This window comes from Rhodanobacter caeni (genome assembly GCF_039523575.1).
GTDB classification, from domain to species: domain Bacteria; phylum Pseudomonadota; class Gammaproteobacteria; order Xanthomonadales; family Rhodanobacteraceae; genus Rhodanobacter; species Rhodanobacter caeni.
The window spans coordinates 297,461-320,084 of the sequence record NZ_BAAAFO010000003.1; the positions used below are offsets into that span (position 1 = coordinate 297,461).

Sequence of the window (22,624 nt, forward strand, 5' to 3'; positions counted from 1 at the left end):
CATGGCCATGGCGCCTGCGGCAGCGACGGCGCAGGTATTGACGCGTTACCAGTTCAAGCCGGACAGCATCTACCCGGTCAACACCGGCCTGGGCATCACCACCCAGATCGAGCTCAGCCCCAATGAAAAAGTGCTCGACTACAGCACGGGTTTCAGCGGCGGCTGGGACCTCACGCGCCGCGAAAACGTGTTCTACCTGAAGCCGAAAAACGTGGACGTGGACACCAACATGATGGTGCGCACCGCCACGCACTCGTACATCTTCGAACTGAAGGTGGTGGCCACGGACTGGAAAACCCTGGCGCAGGCCCGCCGCGATGGCGTGCAGTACAAGATCGCCTTCACCTACCCGGCCGACACCAGCTTCGCCAACCAGAAGAAAAAGCAGCTGCAGGCCACGGCGCAGAACAGCACCCTGCTGCCCGACCGCAGCTACAACTTCAACTACGACTACGCCACGAAGAGCAAGGCCGCGCCCTGGCTGGTACCGGCCAACGTTTACGACGACGGCCGCTTTACCTATCTCCGGATGAGCGACCTGAAAGCCTTTCCGACCGGCGACTTTCCGGCGGTCTACATGCGCGAGCAGGAAGACGGCGACGACTCGCTGGTAAACACCACGGTGGAAGGCAACACCATCGTCGTCCACGGCACCTACAACTATCTCGTCATCCGCCACGGCAACGACGTGGTGGGCCTGCGCAGGAACACCAGAAAGTGAATACTCCCGAGTATCCCGACGGCGAGCGCATGGAAAGCGGCGCGTCAGCACGATCCGCGGCGCGCGACCATGGCGAGTCGACCTCCGGCAACCCCTACGCCAGCCACTACCAGCGCAGCGTCGAACCCGACCTGGACGCCAATGCGCCTTCATTGCAGAGCAGTGAACTGCGACAGATGAACCGCCGCGCGCTGCTTCTGCTGGGGGCGGTGGTGCTGCTGTTGCTGTTTCTGGCGTACTGGATGATCAGCGGCGTCGGCGCGAAGGAAAAACGCACCAGGCCACGCGAGGAAAAGGTGACGGTGGCCGAAGCCCCGACATCGATGGCGCTGCCGCCACTGCCTTCCGCCGCCACACCCTTGCCGCCCGCACCGCGCGCACCGCAAGCGCCGGCCCAACCCATTCCACTGTTGCCGACATCGACAGCCACCTCGACGAGGCAGGCCCCGCAGGCACCCGCCGGCCCGAGCCTGTTGCAGCGGCGCATCGCCGCCAGCAACGCTGACACAGGGCATGGCGAATCACCCAATCCACTCGCCATGGAGGGCTTGACCGGAAAGAAGCTGCCCGGTGGCGCCGACTCAAAGCCCACCAGCGCCCAATCGCTGGCGCACGCCGACACCCTGATGCAACGCGGGACCTACATCCGCTGCGTGCTGGAGACGCGCATCGTTTCGGACATTCCCGGCTTCAGCACTTGCCTGGTCACCGAACCCGTCTATTCGTTCAACGGCCATACCCTGCTGCTGCCCAAAGGCTCGAAGCTGCTGGGCAGCTACAGCGGCGGGCCCACCCGTGACCGTGAAGCGGTGATCTGGGACCGCATCATCACGCCCACCGGCATCGACGTTAACATGTCCAGTCCGGGCATCGACAACCTCGGCGGCGCAGGTTTGGCTGGCTATTACGACGCGCACTGGGGCAAGCGCATCGGATCGGCCTTGCTGATCAGCCTGCTCAGCGACGCCTTCAAGTACGAGGCCGCCGAACATGGCCCTCGCAACACCACCATCAGCAATGGGCTGGTCACACAGACGCCGTTCGAAAGCAATACCGCCCACACCATCCAGAACCTGGCCAATCAAGCCGTTCGCGAAGCAGCCAACCGGTCGCCGACCGTCACCATCAACCAGGGCACGGTCATCTACGTCTACGTAACCAAAGACGTGGATTTCAGCGGTGTGGTCGCCCGCTCCTGACGCCATCGTCAATCAACGGAATGACAGAAAGCACGTAATGGAAGACGTCACCACCCGCCTCTCGCATGACTTTCTCGACTACCAGTACGAGGTGCTGGGCGTGCGCGAGTACATGGCTTCTCCCGACGTCACCGAGATCTGCATCAACCGCCCGGGCGAGCTCTATCTGGAACGCCGTGGCAGCTGGCAGCGGGTGGAGGTACCCACGCTCACCTTCGAGCGGGCGCGGCAGTTCTGCACCGCGGTGATCAACGAAAGCAATACCGGCCAGCGCATCACCGACGTGGACCCGGTCGTGTCGCTGACCTTTCCCACCGGCCAGCGCGCCCAGTTCGTGATTCCGCCCGCCTGCGAAGCGGGCTTCGTTTCCATCACCATCCGGCTGCCGTCCAGGCAGCTCAAGACGCTGCAGCAGTACGAAAGCGACGGCTTTTTCGACCAGATCGTGGAGATCGGACACGGCCTCGGCGAGCTCGACACGCGGCTGCTCGAGCTTCGCGCCGCCCGCCGCTACGCGGATTTTTTCCGCCAGGCCGTACTGGGCAAGAAGAACATCGTGGTCTCCGGCGCCACGGGCAGCGGCAAGACCACCTTCATGAAGTCCCTTGTCAACCACATTCCTGCCGATGAACGGCTGGTCACCATCGAGGACGCGCGCGAGCTTTTCATCGACCAACCGAACGTGGTGCACCTGCTCTACTCCAAGGGCGGGCAGAGCGCCAGCAACGTCACCGCCAAAAGTTGCATGGAAGCATGCCTGCGGATGAAGCCCGACCGAATCATTCTCGCGGAGCTGCGCGGTGACGAATCGTTCTACTTCATCCGCAACTGCGCCTCGGGCCACCCCGGTTCCATCACCAGCTGCCACGCCGGCAGTACCGAGCAAACCTGGGACCAGCTCGCGCTGATGGTCAAGGCCTCGGCCGAAGGCGCCGGGCTGGAGTTCAACACCATCAAGCGCCTGCTGATGATGACCATCGACATCGTGGTGCACATCAGGGCGCATGACGGACGGCGCTGCATCACCGGCATCGACTTCAACCCGCAGCGCGTCCACGAGGAGCACTGAATGCTGCCCGGGATGGAAATGCTGGCCTGCCCCAACCTCGCCGTCTCGCCGGAGATCATGCAGCACGTCGTGCATGTGGAATCCGGCGCCAACCCTTATGCCATCGGCGTGGTCGGCGGCCAGCTGGAGCGCCAGCCCAGGAATCTCGCCGAGGCGCTGGCCACCGCGCAGATGCTCGACGCCAGGGGCTACAACTTTTCGGTGGGCCTGGCCCAGGTGAACCGGGTCAACCTGGATCGCTATGGGCTCGATTCGTACCGCAAGGCGTTCGGCACCTGCGCCAACCTCGCCGCCGGCGCGCGCATCCTGGCCGACTGCTACACCAGCGCGCACGGCGACTGGCCCAAAGCCTTCAGTTGCTATTACTCGGGTAACTTCACCACCGGTTTCCGCGACGGTTACGTGCAAAAGGTTTACGCGTCGATCAATCGCCAGGCCGGCAATCCGGTGCAACCAACCCGTGTGTCGCAACCGCCCTCTGCAACCGTGGCGCGGCGCTCGTCTGCCGTCACGCCCACCGCGGGCCGGGTGCTGGCCAGCCACCTCGATCTCAAGCCCGTCACCGTCCATGCCTCGCGTAGCGAGGACTACCGTGTGGCGCTGCGCAGCATGGCGATCGACACGGCGGCGCAAGCCACCGTCGCTGCCATCGCTGCGGCGAACGGCAAGAACGCCTCCGCCGTGCGGCAACCCGCGGCCACCAAACCTCCAGCAACAGCCAACGCTTCGGCCGACGATGCGCGAACACTCGCCGTTGTCCGTCCGCCGCGCGACAGCGTATTCGTTCCCGAGGTGCACGGACCGGGCGATCCGCCGCAGATCGCCGCGCCCCCTGGCGCCGTCACGGCGACCGGGCTGGCAGAACTCGTCCCTGCCGGCACCGACAACGCCGTCCCGCAGCAGGAGCAGGGCGATGCCGCTTTCGTCTTTTGAATGCCGCTTTCTTCACCGACGCGCACCCAGCTACGCGTCGTCCCGGCCTCACGGCCGTTCAAGCGTCCCGGCGCAACCGGGGCGCCGCGCTGCAAGTACCGCCACGTTTGAGCGGTCGACCCTGAACCAGCGGACGCCACCGGTCTGGCATCTGCTGCAACCACCGACAAGGAAAACTCCGATGGCTATCCATTCTCCAGGCAACGACAGCATCCTCAACTCCCAGCGCACGCGGCTGTTCATGGTCATCTGCATCATGGCCTTCGTGGTGCTTCCCGGCCTCGCCTTCGCGCAGGACGCCGGCGACACGATCACCACGACGTGCGGCTTCGCGACGAACATCCAGAAGATCCTCAACGCGCTGTCCATCGTCGTCGTCACGATTGCGGTGATTTTCTCCGGCTACCAGATTGCCTTCGCGCACAAGCGCATCGGCGATGTGGCGCCGGTCATGATCGGTGCCGTATTGATTGGCGCCGCCGGACAGATCGCCAACATGTTCCTCAAGCCAAGCGCGGGTACCGATGCCTGCGACGCGACCACCAGCCTGGTCCTGCACGCGCTCAACTATGTATAGAAACCCGCTCTTTCGCGGCTGCACCCGCCCGCCGATGTTCATGGGCGTGCCCTACGTGCCCTTCTTCATGGGAGCGGGCGGGTGCTTTCTGCTGGCGGTCTACACCAACTTCTTCTACCTGCTGCTGCTGCCAGTGGTGATTTTCATCATGCGGCAAATGGCACGCCGCGACGAAATGATCTTCCGCCTGCTTGGCCTGCGCCTGCAATTCCGCACGCGGGTCAGAAACCTGGGCGCCAACGATGGCCTGTGGGTATTCACCCCCAACAACCATCGCGGCCAGGGCAAGGACAAGTCGTAGCTCTGCCCGACCACCGGACCCGAAGAACCCGACCATGGCCAAATCAAGCTTTACGCCCGACACGCCCATCGCGGAGTTCCTGCCGCTGTCGACGCACGTCTCGCCCACGGTGCTGAAGACCACCGGCGGGGATTTCCTGCTGGTGTGGCGTCTCGGCGGGCTGCCGTTCGTGGGGCGCGAAGAATGGGAGATCGAGCATCGCCACAACGGCTTCAACCGCCTCCTGCAGACATTGCGGGCGCCGGACTTCGTCAACGTGGCGTTCTGGGTGCACGACGTGCGCCGACGTCGCCGTCTCAAGGATCGCAGCCGCTTCGGCCAACGCTTCAACCAGCAGATGTCCGATGCCTATTACGAGGCGTTGTCAGCCCAAAAGCTGATGCAGAACGAGTTGTACCTGACCATGCTTTATCGGCCGATCGTCAGCGGCAAGCGCTTCGCGGAAAAATCCAGCGACATCGCACGGCTGGAGGCCCAGCAGCTCGATGCGATAAACACCCTGCTCGAACTGGCCGGCAACGTGGAAGCGGTGCTCAAGGACTACGCGCCCTATCGCCTGGGCATGTACGAGGCGAACAACGGCGTGGTGTTTTCCGAGGCACTGGAGCTCTACGGTTACCTGCTCAACCGCATCGACGAACCCGTACCCGTACTCGACGCGCCCGTGTACAACTACCTGGCCGTCAGCAAACAGCGCTTCTCCGCCAAAACCGGCGATTTCGTCATCACCACGCCGGAAGGCAAGAACCATTTCGGCGCCTTGCTCAACATCAAGGAGTACACCGACGGCACCTACCCGGGCATCCTCAACGGCCTGAAGTACCTGGATTTCGAGTACGTCATCACCCACTCCTTCAGCCCCATGGGCAGGCAGGACGCGCTCAAGGCGCTGGACCGCACCAAGGGCATGATGGTCTCTTCCGGCGACAAGGCCTTCAGTCAGATCGCCGAGCTTGACCACGCCATGGATCAGCTCGCCTCGGGCAATTTCGTACTCGGCGAATACCATTTCTCCATGGCCGTCTATGCCGCCAGCCAGGAGGCACTATCGCAGCAGATCGCCACCACGCGCGCGGAGCTTTCCAACGCCGGCTTCGTGTCGGTGAAAGAGGATCTGGCCGTCACCGCGGCGTTCTACGCCCAGTTTCCCGGCAACTGGAAATACCGCACCCGGCTGGCCAACGTCAGCTCGCTCAACTTCCTGGGCCTTTCGCCATTGCACAACTTCGCCACAGGCAAGAAGGAAAACAACCCCTGGGGCGACTGCGTCACCACGCTGCAAACGACCAACGGTCAGGCCTACTACTTCAACTTCCACGCCACCCACCCGGCGGAGAACTCGCTGGGGGAAAAGGCCATTGCCAACACCATGGTCATCGGCAAATCCGGCACCGGCAAGACCGCGCTGATCAACTTCCTGCTCAGCCAGGTGCAGAAGCTCGAGCCGTCGCCGACGATCTTCTTCTTCGACAAGGACCGCGGCGCGGAGATCTTCGTGCGCGCCTGCGGTGGCAACTACCTGGCGCTGGAGAACGGCAAACCCACCGGGTTCAACCCGTTCCAGTGCGAGCGCACCGAGGCCAATGTGCAGTTCCTGGCGGAGCTGGTGAAGGTGCTGGTCGGCAAGAGCCTGTACAGCTCGCGCGAGGAGGAGGACATCTTCCGCGCGGTCGAAAGCATCCTCGACACCCCGATACACCTGCGCACCATGACCAACTTCCAGAAGAGCCTGCCCAACATGGGCGACGACGGGCTTTTCATCCGCATGCGCAAGTGGACGGCCGGCAATTCGCTGGGTTGGGTCTTCGACAATCCCGTCGACACCATCGACCTGGAGAAAGCCAACATCATCGGCTTCGACTACACCGAGCTGATCGACAATCCCGAGGCGCGCGTGCCAGTCATCAACTACCTGCTGCACAGGCTGGAAGCGCTCATCGACGGCCGCCCGCTCATCTACGTCATGGATGAGTTCTGGAAGATTCTCGATGGCAAGGGTGGCCTCAAGGACTTCGCCAAGAACAAGCAGAAAACCATCCGCAAACAGAACGGACTGGGCATCTTTGCCACGCAAAGCCCGGAAGACGCCCTGGCCAGCGACATCGCCGCCGCGCTGATCGAGCAGACCGCCACCATGATCCTGCTCCCCAACCCCAACGCTAGCCGCGATGACTACGTGGGTGGGCTGAAGCTGACAGACGCCGAATACCAGGTTGTCGTAAGTTTGGACGAGCGCTCGCGTTGCTTCCTGGTCAAGCAGGGGCACGCCAGCGCCGTCTGCCAACTCAACCTGCGCGGCATGGATGACGCCCTGGCCGTGATTTCCGCCTCCACCGACAACATCGAGATCATGCACGAGGTGCTGTCGCAGCGGGCAGCGATCGAAGGCGTAACCATTGACGCCCTCACCCCTGAGCAGTGGCTCGGCGACTTCTACGAGAACAGGAAGGGTAGCGGCAAATCGAAACCCAACGCGCCACCTGCCACCCGTCCGGCCCGTGCCGCGTCTGTTCCGGCTTCGTGATCAAGCAAACGACCATGGGAAGTACGTCATGACCAACTCGCCCATCCCCACTCTCCGCGCGCGTGACATGCTGCTGCGCGTACGCCTGACGGCCTTGGCGCTGCTGATTGCTGCAGTTTTCGGCGGCGGCGCTCACGCCCAGGTTCTGGTCACCGACAGCGCAGCCATCTCCACCACGGAAGAAGGCTTCAAGTCGCAGTTGGCGCAAACGGTGGAGCAATACACCAAGCAGGGCATGCAGTACGCGAAGCAGATCGAGCAATACCAGACCCAACTGGAACAGCTGCACAATATTCTGACGAAGATCCAAGACCTTGGCACAGGCATATCGCTTGTACCCAAGAACCTGGAAAAATTAACCGAAGACCAATCAAACCAGCTTGTCGATCAGGCTTGTCCCGGCGCGCCTCCGGGAGCGGTTGTCAGCGGTGTAATTTCGAACCTCTTGGGCAGCACCAAGCAGCCCATTACCGTGCGCCAGCAATTGATATGTCGGAAAATCGTTCTGCTCCAGGTCGATGAATACAACATAGTTGCCGAAGCATTGAGCCAATTGAACGCGCAAGCAAGCACAGTCCAGAAACTCAACGATATCGTCAACAGTATCAGTACCATTGGTGAGTCCAATAGCGCCACATCACAAGCCCAGCAATACATGGCTCAGTTGCAAACGGCCTCCGATACGTGGAAAAAGCAGATCGATGCCGACGAAGCAGCGATTGCGACGCTCCAACAGCAGCAAGGTGTTCTTGCCAAAGTCGCCCTGAACGGAAGCAATACCGTACTCGGTCATCTAGTCAATGCAGTGGCACTGAAGGCGGCATTTACCATCAACGACTAACCCGATGCCAAAGATGCTATGCGTATTTTGCTGCAGGCATGAATCGCTTGGCGAGGCACAGGAAAGGCCATGAGTAACCTGGGCGATTACGTTTATTACGTGCTTGTATACGACTATCTGCAGAAGCAGATAGAAGTCTTCCAAGCGAACATCCTCGCCAACATGATGGCGTGGGCTAGCGGAATGGCCTTGGTGCTATTGACGCTGTGGATCATGATTCAGGGCTACCGCATGATTACAGGGCAGTCGCGGGAGTCAATGATGGCATTGGTGCTCAACATGACGCGCACCGCCATCATCGTCACCGTGGCCACCAGTATGACTATCTTCGGCAGCAGCTTGCAGGATTATCTATCCGCCAACGGTGCGCTGGGTTCGCAGATCAGCCACGTGGTTTCTGGCGAGGATTCCCCTGTTTCCGCAATCGACAAGAATATGGCTGCCACCCAGCTCAGCCTCGCCGCCATCGACGTGGTGCAGGTACCCCCTGGCGACACCACCTCGTCAAATCAGAAGGCGCACGCCATGCTGATCGCTGGCCTGGGCGCCGCCGGGCCGGCCATGGCGGCTGGGGCCATGCTCCTGCTGTACCAGTTCACCATGGCGATCTTCATCGGGCTCGGGCCACTATTCATCCTCTGTCTGATCTTTGAACAAACTAAATCGCTGTTCCAGCGCTGGCTGCTATATGGTATCGGCACCCTGTTCTCCATTGCGGTCCTGTATGTGGTCACCAGCATCGTGCTCAAACTGACCATCAATGTCGCCGTCGCGCTGTGGAGCGCTGACATCGTCAACAACATTCTCGACACCGGTTCTGAGGGCTTCACCAGCCAAGCCATACAGCAAGGCGGCATCGGTTTGCTGATGACCGTACTTATCGTCTCTTCGCCTCCGCTGGCAGCCATGTTCTTCCAGGGGACCGTAGGCAACTTTCTTACCTATTCCGCCTTTGGCACGGGGCCCAGCAGCAATCCCGGACCGCTAGGACAGCCGCCGGGGTCGTATGGCGGTGGGTACGGTGGGGTAGGAAATGCGCCAATTCGTTCAAGTACGGCACAAACTAACTCACCAATTCAGACAGTTAGCAGACCGCTTGGCAATCCAGGATTTAGCATTCGCGGAACCACCACTTCGAACTTGCCGCAAGCCGATTTCATCAAAAACCGATCATGAGGATTTAGTCATGCTGCTTTCAGCGCTACGGTGGCTATCCATTGGCTTAATGCTTCTGACAGTCGGGGCAACACACGCGGAAGGAGGATGCCCCGCCGGGTACTATCCCATTGGAGCTCCATCCGGCCAATCCGGACCACAAGGTTGCGCACCTATTCCAAGATACAACCAACAACCATTTCAGCCACCTCAACCACAGCCAGAATGGGTGTCTCGCTGGGGAGCAATTGCTACATATGCGCCCGCCGGGATTCTCGGTGTGTCCACTGGTCGAGCAAGCAAAAGCGCGGCAGAACAAGAGGCACTTCTCGACTGCAAGTTGAGGGGAGGGCATGTATGCAAGATCGAGATTGCATATGACAACGAATGTGCAGCCGTAGTTGTTGGCGATAAAGGATATAACGTAAATACCGACGCTACTGTCGATGCAGCCGTTCAATATGGAATGAGAACATGCAGAGATGCCGGCGCATCTGGCTGTCATGCCTCTTACACCGCCTGCAGCCTGCCCGTGCGAATTCAATGATCCTGCCCTTCAAAAGCCAGCCTCACAATCGTATTGCGTCACTAAAGCAAGTGGTACGTTGCTGCACTTCTCACTCTGCTCACTACCGTCAGTGCATATCGCCAATCCAACCCGATCCGCGTCGGTGAGCTTGATCGACAGGTACCCTGACTTGCCAAAGCAAAACGTTTCAACGACCACCCTTTTTTACTCTTCATGTTATTGAAAACGATTCGCATACAATAGGACTAATAATGAAAGCACTCGGCGCCTCACTGCTCGTGCTATCCATTCTCTGCGCAACCAACATATGGGGGCAAAGTTCAAGCGCTTCCCTGCCATCCAATGTCACCTTCTACGCCAAACCTGGCATTGGCGATGGGCAAAGTTGCCTGGTCGGAGCTCGCACAGACGATGACGGCATGAATGAAAAGCCCGTCGTCTACCTTGGAAAGTCATCGAACATCGTGATTTGGCACGCCTCGTTGCCCTTGCCTCCCCACACTTATCAGGCACGAGCGACGCACTGTATCGGTACGCCAGCCACGCTCTATGTGCTAGTGCAGGGCGACACGCAACCCGAACAATCCTTGTCGCAGACCCTGCTTGAGGTTGTGGCCCTGAACCGCACAACGGGTGCCGTCACTACTACCAAAGCCATCGACCCACCGAACATCAGTGGCGCCAACTCGGTATGGGTCGAAGCGGGGGACAGGCATTTTTCGGCACAGGGTAAAGATTTGATCGTCACTGGCAGATTCGCGCCGCTTTCCAATCGGGACAGCCCGCGGGGTTTTTCACTGAGGGTTCCGCAGGACCTCCATCCTTGACGAAGGCCACACCATGAACGAGAAGGAACGTTTCATTGCCGAGTTATATTCGGCGGCCATCGAAGTCTCCGAGGATACCGGCATGGCATGGCAGACCATTCTGGCCCAAGCCGCGCAGGAAACCGGCTGGGGACGACACCAGCTTCCGGGAGCCCACAACATCTTCAACATCAAAGCCGACCCGGGTTGGCGTGGCCCAAGCCAGGCGTTCAACGTTTGGGAGATCGAAAACGGCCAGAAGGTCTGGAGAGATCAGTCCTTCCGCATGTATGGCTCATACGAAGAAGCCTTGCTGGATCGGGTTGAGTTCCTACGCGATAACCCGCGCTATGCCAAGGCGGGCCTGTTTGATGAGGGCACCAAAGGTAATTTTGAAAAAGAAGCCGCCGCTTTGCAGCGAGCGGGCTATGCCACCGACCCGCATTACGCCGCAGGATTGGTGCGCGTGTTCAATAGCCCGACAATGCAGCACGCCATCAAGGAAGCACGAGCGCTGACAGCAACCAGGAACCATGCTCCAGGCATCCGTCCACAGCACGCTGTATATCAGTATCAACAAGCGTGCCTTACCGAAGGTGCTCAAGGCTTCGCCGTCGCCACCCTTCAAGCCGAACTCTCCAAGCTCGGCTACAGCGGCGATCGCGGCCACCCGCTCAAAGCAGACGGCGAGTTCGGTATCCGTACCCGCCACGCTGTAGAACGCTTTCAGCACGACCACCATCTGACCGTAGACGGCAAAGTCGGGCCACTGACCCGGGAGGCCATGCACTCCGCTCTGCAACAGAGCGCCTCGCCTTCCTCCCTCACTGATATGCGCCACCCCGACCATGCGTTGTTCGCACAGGCGCTGGCCGGCGTACGCGCCCTTGATGCACGCGGTCAACCGACCGAGCAGCAGCGCCTCAATCTTGCCGCCGCAATGGTCGTCGAAGCCAGGCTCCAGGGTCTGACACGCATCGACCAGGTTGTTCTTGGCGACGACGGTAGCCGTGTCTACATCGCTCAGCATCCAACGTCGTTTATGGAGCAGACGAAGATCGGTTCCGTGGATACGGTAGCGGCTTTGCAAACACCAGTGGCGAGAAGCTCTGAGCTTGCAGCTTCCCCCCGATCGTCGTCAGCCGTGTCGCTGGCTCCCATCATTCAACCGCCGGCACCGACTCAAACCATGGTCGTGTGATAAGCGCGTTCTGGTTCCGACTCGCTCGCCATGCACGGCTATCGCGTCATCAGCGGCCAGTTGTGCGAACCGTTCATGGATGTACCGATCCACAGATCCCCGCATCGCCGCCAGCGCCACCACCCGCGCTTCACGCAGTGACGAACCTCACATGGAGCCACCATGAAACTACGTACCCTCTGCCCCATCCTTGCCTTTGGTATGGTCGCCAACGCCAACCCGACCCATGCCCAGGCTTTTGATCCGTGTAGCGTTTACCTTTGCATGGCCGGCATCTCCGGCGCCGGCGCGAGCGGCGGTCCGGCTTGCACCGCGCCCATTGCTTTCTGGCACACCGCTGCACCTGCCGGCCTCGCCGTTTACGACGAAGAAGGCTTCGATGCACCAGCAAGCCTCGCCGCGCGCCAGACCTACCTGATGACCTGCCCCGGCGCCCAGGTGTCAAGCAACGCAGGCATCCTCAACGCCATCATTGCCGAGTGGGGAAGCGTTCCCTGACGTAAGAGCTGTCCTCCTGGCCATCAGTTTTACAACCGGGACGGCCGCAACCGCCTTTGGTGATGCCCGTGGTTCGAGCCGGTAGACGTTGCGCCTGCCGAATGGCCATCGCGTGACCGCGTCGCGCCGATGCGGCATTTGCATGCTTCACCATTCAGCGGCGCGCCTCCAATTGCACCGGCCAATGACCTGGAATCCTGCGGCAGGATTTGCGGAACTTGAGGCTGTCGAGCTTCAGCGCGCTAGATTGCCAACTCCCGGCAGCTGGTGGGCGTTGCAGCGCGCCTTGCCGGTTTCGGACCGCTTCTCTACCCTCCAGAATTTTATGGCCGTGCGCCGGATATCCGATGAGCATCAAGCTGCGCCTCGTGGCCATGAACTTCCTGCAGTTTTTCGTGTGGGGGGCGTGGCTGATCACGATCGGCGCCTACTGGTTCCAGTACCGCCACTGGTCGGGCGCGCAGTTCGGCGCGATCTTTTCGACCATGGGCATCGCCGCGTTGTTCATGCCCTCGCTGATGGGCGTGGTTGCGGACAAGTGGCTCAACGCCGAGAAGCTGTACGGCCTGCTGCACATCGGCGGCGCGGTGGTGTTGTTCATGGTGCCGACGATCGACGACCCGAACACGCTGTTCTGGGTGATGTTGCTCAACATGATGTGCTACATGCCGACGCTTTCGCTGGCGATCGCGGTGGCCTACAACGCGCTGAAGGAGAACGGCGCCGATGTGGTGCGCGTGTTTCCGCCGATCCGCGTGTGGGGCACGATCGGTTTCATCGTGGCGATGTGGACGGTGAGCCTGCTGCACCTGGAAACCTCCGGCGGCCAGTTCCGCGTGGCGGCCGCGGCGGCGCTGCTGCTTGGGCTTTACGCGTTCACCCTGCCGCCCTGCCCGCCGCGCCTGCGCCGCACCGCGCGCCGGTCGTGGGTGGATGTGCTGGGCCTCACTGCGTTCAGCCTGCTGCGCAACCGCAAGATGGCGGTGTTCTTTGTCTTCGCGATGCTGCTGGGCGCGGCGCTGCAGCTGACCAATGCCTACGGCGACACTTTCCTGCACGACTTTGCCAAGGTCGAGGCGTACCAGGGCATGATCGCGGTGCGCTATCCGGCGATCATCATGTCGATCTCGCAGGTGTCCGAAACGCTGTTCATCCTGGCGATTCCTTTTTTCCTGAAGCGCTTCGGCATCAAGACGGTGATGCTGATCAGCATGGTGGCCTGGGTGCTGCGTTTTGGCCTGTTCGCCTACGGCAACCCGGGCGATGGGCTGTGGATGATCGTGATGTCGTGCATCGTGTACGGCATGGCGTTCGACTTCTTCAACATCTCCGGCTCGCTGTTTGTCGAGGGGCAGAGCGACCCGTCGATCCGCGCCAGCGCGCAGGGCCTGTTCATGCTGATGACCAACGGCATCGGCGCGATCCTGGGCAGCGCGATCAGCGGCTGGATCATCGACCTGTGGTTCACCGCCGCGGACGGCGCCAAGGACTGGCACGGCATCTGGCTGACCTTTGCGGCATACGCGCTGATGGTGGCCGTACTTTTTGCCATCCTGTTCCGCCACCGCCACGAGCCCGAGGCGTTGGAGCACGGGATTCGGCATTAGGGATTCGCAAGAACCAAGGCACGGGTGCTCTGGCGAAATCCCGAATCCCAACTCCCGCCACTACAATAGGCCGATGCGCATTGGCCCCTACCTGATCGACCCGCCGGTGGTGCTGGCCCCCATGGCCGGCGTCACCGACAAGCCGTTCCGGCTGCTGTGCAAGCGGCTGGGCGCGGGGCTTGCCGTGTCGGAGATGACCACCGCCGATCCGCGCCTGTGGCATACGCGCAAGTCGCTGCAGCGGATGGATCACGAAGGCGAGCCCGAACCGGTCAGCGTGCAGATCGCCGGCTACGACCCGGCGATGCTGGCCGAAGCGGCGCGCTTCAACGTGGCCAACGGCGCGCAGCTGATCGACATCAACATGGGCTGTCCGGCCAAGAAAGTGTGCAACGTGTGGTCCGGCTCCGCGCTGCTGCAGGACGAGCCGCTGGTGGCGCGCATCGTGAAAGCCGTGGTGGACGCGGTCGAGGTGCCGGTGACCTTGAAGATCCGCACCGGCTGGAACCGCGACAACCGCAACGCGCTCAACATCGCCCGCATCGCCGAGGACGCCGGCATCGCCGCGCTGGCCGTGCACGGGCGCACCCGCGCCGACAAATACGAAGGCGAGGCGGAATACGACACCATCGCCGCGGTGAAGGCGGCCGTGCGCATTCCCGTACTGGCCAATGGCGATGTCTGCTCGCCACAGCAGGCGAAACACGTGCTGGATGTCACCGGCGCCGATGCGGTGATGGTGGGCCGCGGAGCGCAGGGGCGGCCGTGGATCTTCCGCGAGATCGCCCATTACCTGGCCACCGGCGAGCTGCTGCCCGAACCGACACCGGCCGAGGTCGCCACGATCCTGCTCGGCCATCTCGACCAGCTCTATGCGTTCTACGGCGAGCAGCAGGGTGTGCGCATTGCGCGCAAGCATCTGGGTTGGTACGCGAAGGACCGACCCGAGAACGCCGCCTTCCGCCAGGTGGCCAACCGGGCCGAAACGGCCGCCGAGCAACGGCGGCTGACGCGCGATTATTTCGCCGCGCTTGGCGACCCCAGCGCGCTGGCGGCCTGAGGCTTCAGTCGGTACCCGCAGGCACCCAGTGGCGGTGCAGCCGCTGCGCCAGCGCGTCCAGCAAAAAGCCCAGCGCGCCGATCAGCACGATCGCGGCCATCAGCTCCGAGTAGGCCAGCCGGTCGCGCGTGTCGAGAATGAAATAGCCCAGGCCGGAACTGACCCCCAGCATTTCGCACGGAATCAACAGAATCCAGATCATGCCGATGGCGACCCGCACGCCGGTGAGTACATGGCCCAGGATGCCGGGCACCACGATGCGCCACAGGATCTCGCCGCGGGTGGCGCTGAGGCTGCGCGCCAGCAGCAACCAGCGCGGATTGAGCTGGCGCACGCCGGCCGAGGTGTTGAGGATGATCGGCCAGACCGCCGTGATGGTCAGCAGGAAATAGATCGGCGCATCGCCGATGCCGAAGATCATCACCGCGATCGGCATCCACGACAGCGGCGAGATCATGCGCAGAAACTGGAACGCGCCACTGGTGCCGCTGTCCAGCGCGCGCGAACTGCCCACCGCCACGCCGATCGGCACGCCCAGCGCCAGCGCCGCCAGCAGGCTCACCATCACGCGCTTCAGGCTGGTCAGCGTGTGCCGGGTCAGTTCGTTCTGCGCCAGCAGGTCGTACAGGCTGCGGAACGTGTCGCCAGGGCTCAGCGCGCCGGCCAGCGGCATGCTCTTGCCCAGCAGGTGGATGCCTAGCGACCACAGCAGCAACAGCACGAACAGGCCGAACAGGCTCAGCCCGATACGGGTGCTGGAGCGGTGGAGAGGAATGCTTGTTGCGTTCATGGACTAGCAGCCTGCATGCGCCCGCCGCGCCCTGCGGCGAGCGGCGGCATGCGTTACGGGTTCAGGTGGTGATCAGTTCTTTGCGGGTGAAGCCTTCGGGCCGACCAAACGTCGTCATGCCGCCCAATCCGGCGATCGCCTTCCTGACGAAGCGGTCGTCGACCAGGTCGCGCGCCACGAAGGCGGGGTCCAGCCCGGCCAGGAAATCGTTCTTGCCCTCGACGTAGGTGGTCTTGAGCATCGACACCAGGGTTTCGGTGTAGCTGGGGTACGGGTAGGGCTGGAAATCGATGCGGTGCTGCTTCCACTCCGGATGCCGGATGGCGCCCGACGCGACGTAGGCCGCGTCATCGGACGGTGGCGGCGCCAGCACCTTGGCCAGGGCCTCGTAGCTGTGCGGCGTATAGTGGCCGCTGCCATCCTTGGCCAGCAGGTGCGAGGTATCGTCGCGGTGATCGCGCGCCCATGCCTGTGCCTGCACGATGCCGTTGACCACTTTCTGCGACCACTCGGGGCGCTCGTTCAGATCGCGCTCGTGCATCTGCACCACGCAGCAGGCGTGGTCCTTCCACACGTCGCCGGTGAACCGCAGCACCTTGCCCACCTTCAGGATCTCGGCCAGCGCCACGAACGGCTCGGCCACGATGTAGGCGGAGATCTGCCCGCCGGCCAGCGCCGGCAACATGTCCGACGGTGCCATCACCACCAGCTTGACCTGTTTTGGCCCTGGCGTACCGCTGCCGATCGACTCGATGCTGCGGGCTTTCAGCAGATGCTGCAGCACCACGTTGTGCACCGAGTACCAGAACGGGATCGCCACCGTGGTGCCGGCCAGGTCGTCCAGTTGATGGACATCCTTCTTCACCGTCATCGCCAGCGCGGAGCCGCAGACATGGTTCCAGGCCACCACTTTCGCCGGCGCCTTGCTGCCGTAGCGCGCCCAGATCGTCATCGGCGACAGCATGTGCACCACGTTGACCTGGCCGCTGAGGAACGCCTCCACGATCTGCGCCCAGCTGCGGAACATGCGCGGCTTTTCGACCGACAGCCCCTGCTTCTGGAACAGGCCGCGCTGATGCGCCACCAGGAGTGGCGTGGCGTCGGTGATGGGCAGGTAGCCGATGCGCACCGGTGCGTCGGGCTCCGCCGCCACGGCGCGCTCGAAACCCTGCAGCAGCGGCAGCGCGCCGGCCGCGGTAAACATCGCCGAAAGCTTCAGGAAGCGGCGGCGGGAGGCAAGGCTGTCGGAGTCGTGGTCTGTGCTCATGTTGGCTCGATCGGTAATGGATTGGCGCTCAGGCGACGGCGCGCCGGGGCTCGTCTTGCGAGGAACCGGCACGGCGCGCGTCGCGCAGCGCCTGCACGATCTCCACGCGGATGCGGGTGGATTCGGCCGCGACGGCATCGCGCGGATGCGGCTGCTCGATGCGCCACTCGCCGATCAGGCCGCCCGGCTGGCCGCCCAGCAGCACGATGCGGTCGGCCAGCACCAGCGCCTCGTCGATGTCATGGGTGACCAGCACCGCCGCCGTCCGGTGGCGCGCGGTGATCTGCTGCAACAGGGTCTGCATGTCGCCGCGGGTGATTTCATCCAGCGCGCTGAACGGCTCGTCCAGCAACAGGATCTCGGGCTGGCGCGCCAGGCTGCGCGCCAACGCCACGCGCTGCGCCATGCCGCCGGACAGTTCGTTGGGATAGTGGCCCAGCGCATGCTGCAGATCGACTTCGGCAATCGCGTCGCGCACGCGTTCGCGACGTGTCTTTGCATCCAGCACCGGCTGATGGCGGAAGTCGAGGCCAAAGCCCACGTTTTCCTCCAGCGTCAACCATGGCAGCAGGCATGGGTCCTGGAACACCAGGCCCACCCGCGGATGCGGCCCACGCAGCGCTTCGCCGTGAACGCGCACACCGCCCTTGTCCGGCGCCTGCAACCCGGCCAGCACGCGCAACAGCGAGGATTTGCCCACGCCGCTGGGGCCGAGCACGGCCACCACCTCGCCCGCCTTCAATTGCAGCGAGAAATCGCGCAGCACCACGTTGGTCGCGCGCCCGGCGTGGCCGTAGCTCAGCGCGATGTGGCTGGCTTCCAGCACGGCGGGATGCAGCATTGGGGTGGGCTTGCTCATGCTTGCACTCAGTCGGGCACCAGGAAAAAGTCGTCCTTGCTCACGCCGCAATCCGGGCAGCTCCAGTCCTCGGGTATCGATTCGAACGGGGTTCCCGGTGCGATACCGTCCTCGGGCATGCCCTCTGCCTCGTCGTAGACGAAGCCGCACGGCCCGCACATCCACTTGGCCATTACGCGGCCTCGGCGTGCTGCTGCCGCTCTTCGAGATCGCGGATTTCCTTGCGCAGGTGCTTCAACGCGGGCGTCACGATGGCCACGAACACCGCCTCGCGCAGCTGGCGCTGGGCCGGATGGCGCATCAGGTAGCCACGCGCGCCGGCATGCAGCACGGCCGAATTGGCCGCGCGCAATGCCAGCTCCGACGCGGCCGCGCGCAGCTTCAGCACCGGCAGGATGGCTACCGCACCGGCCTGCGCCTGGCGCGCCAGCGCCTCGGCTTCCGCCTGCAGCGCCAGCAGTTCGGCCTGCAGGTCGGCCTCCTGGTCGTCCAGCAGCGCATTGACGTGCGCATGGGTGACATTGCTCTCGCGCAGCGTTTTCAGGCAGCCTTCGACCACGCCGAAACCCATGCCGGCCTGGCCCAGCACGAAGCCGGCCTTGATCCGCGCCATGAAGGCGTCGAACTGGTCCGGATGCGCCAGCACGTTGTCGGCACCCACCGCCACGTTCCTGAAGCGCAGGTTGAGCGTGCTGGTGCCTTCCATGCCGGAGAAATCGGGGCACGGATGCAGTTCCAGGCCCGGCGCGCGGCCTTCCACGGCAAACATCAGGTAGCCGCCGCCTTCGACCGCGGCGGCCACGATCACCAGGTTGTCGGCCCCGGCGTTGGATACCCAAGGCAGCACGCCATTGATCACATAACCGCTGCCATCGCGGCGCGCGTCGAGACGGATCTTCTCGATACCGGCCAGATGCTTCACCGCATTGGACATGCCGGTGCCGGCCAGCAGCGAGCCGCTGGCCACCTTGTCCAGGTAACGCTGCCGCACCGCGGCCTCGGGCGCGTGTTGCAGGTACCAGGCGCAGGTGGACTGGCACCAGACCAGGAACGCGGTGGAACCGCAGACACTGCCGACCCGCGTGGTGATGGCGATCTGGCGCGGAAGATCGAGCGCGAACGCATCCGCGCCGGTCGCGCCGAAACCGCCCAGCTGGCCCAGCTCGCGCATGAAATCGACCGGATAGAAGCCTTCGCGGTCGATGGTTTCGGCCAGCCGCGACAGCGAGCTGTCGACCAGCGTGGCGATCGCCTGCAGCGACGGGTTGTGGTTGTCGGACGGGCTCATGCCGTTCCCTCCGCGGTTCGACTCAGGCGTACGGTTGCAATTCGGGGTTGATCGGCGTCTTCGCCAGGTTGTTGGCGTAGTTGCACAGCGTGGCCAGGCTCACGCCCAGCACCACTTCCAGCGCCTGCGCCTGGCTGTAGCCGGCGGCCAGGAACGCCTGCAGCTCGTCGTCGGACACCTGGCCGCGCTCCTCGATCACCGCCAGGGTGAACAGGGCCAGCGCGTTGAGCTTCGGATCGTCCAACGCCTGCTTGGCGCGCAGCGCCTCCAGGAGCGGCTCGGGCATCTGCAGTTTCTTGCGCGCGATGGCGGTGTGGCCGGCCACGCAGAAGCCGCAGCCGTTGCGCGCGGCGGCGGTGATCTGGATCACCTCGCGCTCGGTATCGGACAGGCTGGTGCGCGCATTGATGGCGCTGACGGTCTGGTAGGTCTCGATCGCGGTGGGCGCATTGGCCAGCACACCCAGCAGATTGGGCACGAAGCCGCTGTTTTTCTTGGCGGCGGCGAGGCGCGGCGCGGCTTCTTCCGGGGCGCTCTCGATGGTCTGGATGGCAATGCGACTCATGGACGTACCTTTGCTTATAGACGGCTAGACGTCCGTCCACCTTATCCCGCGGATGGCCGATGCACAAAGGATCGGATTCCATGTGCTTATAACCAATAGGCATGATCGCGCCGGCGCCGTCCGACTTCGTGCAACTGATCTGGGTCATTGACGCCGGCCTCCGCGACCCCTAGATTGCTCCCCGCTGGCTTATATATCTTTTTATCCGAATGTAAAGATATAAAGCAGGGAATCCGGTCCGGAAGCCGGAGCTGCCCCGCAACGGTAGGCGGACCACGTGTCCGCGAGCCCGACTACCTGCCCCAGCCGGAAACGTTCGCGTTTCCGCACGACTTGGTCCGCGCGCGACACGTCGCAAACGGACCGATCGCCCGCGGGGGCGAAGGTCGCGGGGCCGCAAATGCCCCTCTCCTTCGTTCCTCTTTGCTCACTGTCCGCAAGAGGAATCTTCTACATGTCACAGGTCACCTACTCCGGCTTTCCGCGTATCGGCTTGAAACGCGAACTCAAGCGCGCGCTGGAAGCCCACTGGCGCGGCGAGATCAGCGCCGACGCCCTGCAGGACACGGCCCGGGAGCTGCGCCAGCGCCACTGGCAGCTGGCTTGCGCGGCCGGCGCCGACGTCGTCCCCTGCAACGACTTCAGCCTCTACGACCACGTGCTGGACACGGCGGTGCTGTTCGACGCGATCCCGGAGCGCTACCGGCCGGTATTCGAGCTTGGCCATCTGGACGGCTATTTCGCCATGGCCCGCGGCCACAAGCGCGACGGCCATGACCTCCACGCGCTGGAAATGACCAAGTGGTTCGACACGAACTACCACTATCTGGTGCCGGAACTTCAGGCCGGCCAGTCATTCCGCCTGGCCGGCGACAAGCCGCTGGCCGAATTACTGCAAGCGCGGGCGCTTGGGTACCGGGCGCGTCCGGTCCTGCTGGGCCCGGTTTCGTTCCTGCTGCTGTCCAAGACGGTCGATGGAAGCGACCGGCTGGCGCTGCTCGACGCGTTGCTGCCGGCGTATGCCGAATTGCTCGGCAAGCTGGCGGAAGCGGATGCCGACTGGGTACAACTGGACGAACCGTGCCTGGTGCTGGACCTGGATGACGCCGCCCGCGCCGCCTGCCGCCGCGCCTACGCCGTGCTGTCGGCCGCCAACGGACCGCGCATTCTGCTGGCCAGCTACTTCGGGCCGCTCGGCGACAATCTGTCGTTGGCCGCATCGCTTCCCGTTGACGGGCTGCACGTCGACCTGGTGCGCGCGCCCGGCCAGCTGGATGCCGTGCTGGATGCGCTTTCGCCGACCCAGGTGCTCAGCGCCGGGGTCATTGACGGCCGCAATATCTGGCGCAGCCAGCCGGACAAGGTGCTGCCGCTGCTGCGCAAGGCGCAGTCGCGGCTCGGCGATGCGCGGTTGTGGCTGGCGCCGTCGTGTTCGCTGCAGCACGTGCCGATCGATCTGCAGGCGGAAACCGCGCTCGATCCCGCACGGCGTGCCTCCATGGCCTTCGCGCGGCAGAAGATCGAGGAATTGCGCATCTATGCCGACGCCCTGGCCGGACAATCCGAAGCTGCGGCGGCATTGGCTGCGCAGCAGACGCTATGGGATGGCCAGGCGCAATCGGAAGGCGTGGTGGATGCCGGCGTGCGTGCCCGGCTGCGTAACCTCAGCCCGCAGATCGCCCTGCGCCGTTCCTCCTATGCCACCCGCCGTGCCGCGCAAGCCGAGGCGCTGAACCTGCCGCCGCTTCCCACCACCACGATCGGCTCGTTCCCGCAGACCGACGACCTGCGCAAGGCCCGCGCCGCCCATCGCGCCGGCAAGCTCAGCGACCTTGCCTACGACGACGGGCTGAAGTCGGAGATCGCCCGCGTGGTGCGCTTCCAGGAAGCGATCGGGCTGGACGTGCTGGTGCACGGCGAGCCCGAACGCAACGACATGGTCGAGTATTTCGGCGAGCAATTGGACGGCTACCTGTTCACCAGACTGGGCTGGGTGCAGAGCTATGGTTCGCGCTGCGTGAAGCCACCGGTGATCTGGGGCGATATCGTGCGGCCGGCGCCGATGACGGTGGCCTGGTCCAGCTATGCGCAGTCGCTGACCGACAAACCGATGAAAGGCATGCTGACCGGCCCGGTGACGATGCTGCAGTGGTCGTTCGTGCGCGACGACCTGCCGCGCGAGACGGTCTGCCGGCAGATCGCGCTGGCGCTGCGCGACGAGGTACACGACCTGGAAGGGGCCGGCATCAAGGTCATCCAGATCGACGAACCGGCCCTGCGCGAAGGCCTGCCGTTGCGCCATGCCGACTGGGCGCATTACCTGGCCTGGGCGGTGGAGTGTTTCCGCATCACCGCCGGCGGCGTGCGCGATACCACGCAGATCCACACCCACATGTGCTACTCCGAGTTCAACGACATCATCGAGGCGGTGGCGGCCATGGATGCGGACGTGATCTCGATCGAGACCAGCCGCTCGCGGATGGAGCTGCTCGACGCCTTCGTCCGCTTCCGCTACCCCAACGGCATCGGCCCCGGCGTCTACGACATCCATTCGCCACGCGTACCCGATCCGGCGGAAATGCTGGACCTGCTGCGCAAGGCGCTGGACGTGCTCAGCGTGGACCAGCTCTGGGTCAACCCCGACTGCGGCCTGAAAACCCGCGGCTGGCCGGAGGTGGAAGCGGCGCTGCGGGGCATGGTGGGTTGCGCAAAGCAATTGCGCAGTGAGTTGAGCGAGAAGGCGTAGCGCGCCTGTAGGAGCGGCTTCAGCCGCGATGCTCTTGCCGGGTTTGATGAAAAGCGTCGCGACTGAAGTCGCTCCTACAAAAATGGCT

The 22,624-nt window shown here is 63.4% G+C and carries 22 protein-coding genes and 1 riboswitch; of the genes, 16 read left to right on the plus strand and 6 right to left on the minus strand.

Features of this window, described 5'->3' with window-relative positions; translation table 11 throughout:
- The first annotated feature begins 1 nt into the window (after position 1).
- The 15 genes from ABD017_RS09915 (at position 2) to dusB (ending at position 15,021) form a co-directional block, all read left to right on the plus strand.
- On the plus strand, positions 2 to 721 hold the full coding sequence (locus ABD017_RS09915) for a TrbG/VirB9 family P-type conjugative transfer protein (protein ID WP_343883084.1): 720 nt from the start codon (positions 2 to 4) through the stop codon (positions 719 to 721).
- Positions 722 to 750: 29 nt separating this feature from the next.
- Positions 751 to 1,920 (plus strand): TraB/TrbI/VirB10 family type IV secretion system protein, encoded by a 1,170-nt coding sequence (locus ABD017_RS09920; protein WP_425543731.1) that lies wholly within the window; start codon positions 751 to 753, stop codon positions 1,918 to 1,920.
- A 37-nt stretch (positions 1,921 to 1,957) separates the two neighbouring features.
- The gene (virB11, locus tag ABD017_RS09925; RefSeq protein WP_343882596.1) at positions 1,958 to 2,989 is read left to right on the plus strand and encodes a P-type DNA transfer ATPase VirB11; all 1,032 of its coding nucleotides are present in this window, start codon (positions 1,958 to 1,960) and stop codon (positions 2,987 to 2,989) included.
- Positions 2,990 to 3,922: a lytic transglycosylase domain-containing protein gene (locus ABD017_RS09930; protein ID WP_425543710.1), complete on the plus strand. Its 933-nt coding sequence runs from the start codon at positions 2,990 to 2,992 to the stop codon at positions 3,920 to 3,922. It abuts the gene before it with no gap.
- Between the two features lie 181 nt (positions 3,923 to 4,103).
- Positions 4,104 to 4,499, plus strand: a complete 396-nt coding sequence (locus ABD017_RS09935; protein ID WP_343883086.1) for a TrbC/VirB2 family protein — start codon at positions 4,104 to 4,106, stop codon at positions 4,497 to 4,499.
- Positions 4,492 to 4,800 carry a VirB3 family type IV secretion system protein gene (locus tag ABD017_RS09940; protein ID WP_343882597.1) on the plus strand — a complete coding sequence of 103 codons (309 nt, stop codon included), beginning with the start codon at positions 4,492 to 4,494 and terminating at the stop codon, positions 4,798 to 4,800. The genes ABD017_RS09935 and ABD017_RS09940 overlap by 8 nt, the downstream gene beginning before the upstream one ends.
- A gap of 34 nt (positions 4,801 to 4,834) precedes the next feature.
- Positions 4,835 to 7,324: a VirB4 family type IV secretion/conjugal transfer ATPase gene (locus ABD017_RS09945; protein WP_343882598.1), complete on the plus strand. Its 2,490-nt coding sequence runs from the start codon at positions 4,835 to 4,837 to the stop codon at positions 7,322 to 7,324.
- A 28-nt stretch (positions 7,325 to 7,352) separates the two neighbouring features.
- Entirely contained in the window at positions 7,353 to 8,165 is an 813-nt protein-coding gene (locus ABD017_RS09950) for a hypothetical protein (RefSeq protein ID WP_343882599.1), read from the plus strand.
- Positions 8,166 to 8,234: 69 nt separating this feature from the next.
- Complete coding sequence (locus tag ABD017_RS09955) at positions 8,235 to 9,341, plus strand: TrbL/VirB6 family protein (protein WP_343882600.1); 1,107 nt, start codon at positions 8,235 to 8,237, stop codon at positions 9,339 to 9,341.
- Between the two features lie 49 nt (positions 9,342 to 9,390).
- Positions 9,391 to 9,867 carry a DUF4189 domain-containing protein gene (locus tag ABD017_RS16780; protein ID WP_425543733.1) on the plus strand — a complete coding sequence of 159 codons (477 nt, stop codon included), beginning with the start codon at positions 9,391 to 9,393 and terminating at the stop codon, positions 9,865 to 9,867.
- A gap of 233 nt (positions 9,868 to 10,100) precedes the next feature.
- Positions 10,101 to 10,676, plus strand: coding sequence for a hypothetical protein (locus tag ABD017_RS09960; RefSeq protein WP_343882601.1), 576 nt, complete (start codon positions 10,101 to 10,103; stop codon positions 10,674 to 10,676).
- A gap of 13 nt (positions 10,677 to 10,689) precedes the next feature.
- Positions 10,690 to 11,856 carry a glucosaminidase domain-containing protein gene (locus ABD017_RS09965; RefSeq protein ID WP_343882602.1) on the plus strand — a complete coding sequence of 389 codons (1,167 nt, stop codon included), beginning with the start codon at positions 10,690 to 10,692 and terminating at the stop codon, positions 11,854 to 11,856.
- 162 nt (positions 11,857 to 12,018) lie between these two features.
- On the plus strand, positions 12,019 to 12,354 hold the full coding sequence (locus ABD017_RS09970; protein WP_343882603.1) for a hypothetical protein: 336 nt from the start codon (positions 12,019 to 12,021) through the stop codon (positions 12,352 to 12,354).
- Positions 12,355 to 12,701: 347 nt separating this feature from the next.
- On the plus strand, positions 12,702 to 13,961 hold the full coding sequence (locus tag ABD017_RS09975) for a nucleoside permease (RefSeq protein ID WP_343882604.1): 1,260 nt from the start codon (positions 12,702 to 12,704) through the stop codon (positions 13,959 to 13,961).
- A 73-nt stretch (positions 13,962 to 14,034) separates the two neighbouring features.
- The gene (gene dusB / locus ABD017_RS09980) at positions 14,035 to 15,021 is read left to right on the plus strand and encodes a tRNA dihydrouridine synthase DusB (RefSeq protein ID WP_343882605.1); all 987 of its coding nucleotides are present in this window, start codon (positions 14,035 to 14,037) and stop codon (positions 15,019 to 15,021) included.
- Between the two features lie 4 nt (positions 15,022 to 15,025).
- Here dusB and ABD017_RS09985 read toward each other — a convergent pair whose 3' ends face one another.
- The 6 genes from ABD017_RS09985 to ABD017_RS10010 form a co-directional block, all read right to left on the minus strand.
- A complete protein-coding gene (locus tag ABD017_RS09985) occupies positions 15,026 to 15,811 on the minus strand; it encodes an ABC transporter permease (protein WP_343882606.1) in 786 nt (261 codons plus the stop codon).
- A gap of 61 nt (positions 15,812 to 15,872) precedes the next feature.
- Positions 15,873 to 17,078, minus strand: a complete 1,206-nt coding sequence (locus tag ABD017_RS09990; RefSeq protein ID WP_343882607.1) for an ABC transporter substrate-binding protein — start codon at positions 17,076 to 17,078, stop codon at positions 15,873 to 15,875.
- 28 nt (positions 17,079 to 17,106) lie between these two features.
- The gene (locus tag ABD017_RS09995; RefSeq protein ID WP_343882608.1) at positions 17,107 to 17,937 is read right to left on the minus strand and encodes an ABC transporter ATP-binding protein; all 831 of its coding nucleotides are present in this window, start codon (positions 17,935 to 17,937) and stop codon (positions 17,107 to 17,109) included.
- An 8-nt stretch (positions 17,938 to 17,945) separates the two neighbouring features.
- A complete protein-coding gene (locus ABD017_RS10000) occupies positions 17,946 to 18,110 on the minus strand; it encodes a rubredoxin (protein ID WP_343882609.1) in 165 nt (54 codons plus the stop codon).
- Positions 18,110 to 19,225 (minus strand): acyl-CoA dehydrogenase family protein, encoded by a 1,116-nt coding sequence (locus tag ABD017_RS10005; protein ID WP_343882610.1) that lies wholly within the window; start codon positions 19,223 to 19,225, stop codon positions 18,110 to 18,112. The genes ABD017_RS10000 and ABD017_RS10005 overlap by 1 nt, the downstream gene beginning before the upstream one ends.
- A 22-nt stretch (positions 19,226 to 19,247) precedes the next feature.
- Complete coding sequence (locus ABD017_RS10010) at positions 19,248 to 19,790, minus strand: carboxymuconolactone decarboxylase family protein (RefSeq protein ID WP_343882611.1); 543 nt, start codon at positions 19,788 to 19,790, stop codon at positions 19,248 to 19,250.
- A 170-nt stretch (positions 19,791 to 19,960) separates the two neighbouring features.
- Positions 19,961 to 20,109: riboswitch (cobalamin riboswitch) on the plus strand.
- 135 nt (positions 20,110 to 20,244) lie between these two features.
- Between ABD017_RS10010 and metE the strand changes: the two genes are divergently transcribed.
- On the plus strand, positions 20,245 to 22,536 hold the full coding sequence (gene metE / locus ABD017_RS10015) for a 5-methyltetrahydropteroyltriglutamate--homocysteine S-methyltransferase (protein ID WP_343882612.1): 2,292 nt from the start codon (positions 20,245 to 20,247) through the stop codon (positions 22,534 to 22,536).
- Positions 22,537 to 22,624 lie beyond the last annotated feature (88 nt).

Coding starts and splice junctions, on each gene's coding strand:
- ABD017_RS09955 (WP_343882600.1), top strand. CDS start 8,235: ATGAGTAACCTGGGCGATTACGTTTATTACGTGCTTGTATACGACTAT.
- ABD017_RS09950 (WP_343882599.1), top strand. CDS start 7,353: ATGACCAACTCGCCCATCCCCACTCTCCGCGCGCGTGACATGCTGCTG.
- ABD017_RS09920 (WP_425543731.1), top strand. CDS start 751: ATGGAAAGCGGCGCGTCAGCACGATCCGCGGCGCGCGACCATGGCGAG.
- ABD017_RS10000 (WP_343882609.1), bottom strand. CDS start 18,110: ATGGCCAAGTGGATGTGCGGGCCGTGCGGCTTCGTCTACGACGAGGCA.
- ABD017_RS09945 (WP_343882598.1), top strand. CDS start 4,835: ATGGCCAAATCAAGCTTTACGCCCGACACGCCCATCGCGGAGTTCCTG.
- ABD017_RS09930 (WP_425543710.1), top strand. CDS start 2,990: ATGCTGCCCGGGATGGAAATGCTGGCCTGCCCCAACCTCGCCGTCTCG.
- dusB (WP_343882605.1), top strand. CDS start 14,035: ATGCGCATTGGCCCCTACCTGATCGACCCGCCGGTGGTGCTGGCCCCC.
- ABD017_RS10010 (WP_343882611.1), bottom strand. CDS start 19,790: ATGAGTCGCATTGCCATCCAGACCATCGAGAGCGCCCCGGAAGAAGCC.
- ABD017_RS09995 (WP_343882608.1), bottom strand. CDS start 17,937: ATGAGCAAGCCCACCCCAATGCTGCATCCCGCCGTGCTGGAAGCCAGC.
- metE (WP_343882612.1), top strand. CDS start 20,245: ATGTCACAGGTCACCTACTCCGGCTTTCCGCGTATCGGCTTGAAACGC.
- ABD017_RS09970 (WP_343882603.1), top strand. CDS start 12,019: ATGAAACTACGTACCCTCTGCCCCATCCTTGCCTTTGGTATGGTCGCC.
- ABD017_RS09975 (WP_343882604.1), top strand. CDS start 12,702: ATGAGCATCAAGCTGCGCCTCGTGGCCATGAACTTCCTGCAGTTTTTC.
- ABD017_RS10005 (WP_343882610.1), bottom strand. CDS start 19,225: ATGAGCCCGTCCGACAACCACAACCCGTCGCTGCAGGCGATCGCCACG.
- ABD017_RS09915 (WP_343883084.1), top strand. CDS start 2: ATGGCCATGGCGCCTGCGGCAGCGACGGCGCAGGTATTGACGCGTTAC.
- ABD017_RS09985 (WP_343882606.1), bottom strand. CDS start 15,811: ATGAACGCAACAAGCATTCCTCTCCACCGCTCCAGCACCCGTATCGGG.
- ABD017_RS09935 (WP_343883086.1), top strand. CDS start 4,104: ATGGCTATCCATTCTCCAGGCAACGACAGCATCCTCAACTCCCAGCGC.
- ABD017_RS16780 (WP_425543733.1), top strand. CDS start 9,391: ATGCTTCTGACAGTCGGGGCAACACACGCGGAAGGAGGATGCCCCGCC.
- virB11 (WP_343882596.1), top strand. CDS start 1,958: ATGGAAGACGTCACCACCCGCCTCTCGCATGACTTTCTCGACTACCAG.
- ABD017_RS09990 (WP_343882607.1), bottom strand. CDS start 17,078: ATGAGCACAGACCACGACTCCGACAGCCTTGCCTCCCGCCGCCGCTTC.
- ABD017_RS09940 (WP_343882597.1), top strand. CDS start 4,492: ATGTATAGAAACCCGCTCTTTCGCGGCTGCACCCGCCCGCCGATGTTC.
- ABD017_RS09965 (WP_343882602.1), top strand. CDS start 10,690: ATGAACGAGAAGGAACGTTTCATTGCCGAGTTATATTCGGCGGCCATC.
- ABD017_RS09960 (WP_343882601.1), top strand. CDS start 10,101: ATGAAAGCACTCGGCGCCTCACTGCTCGTGCTATCCATTCTCTGCGCA.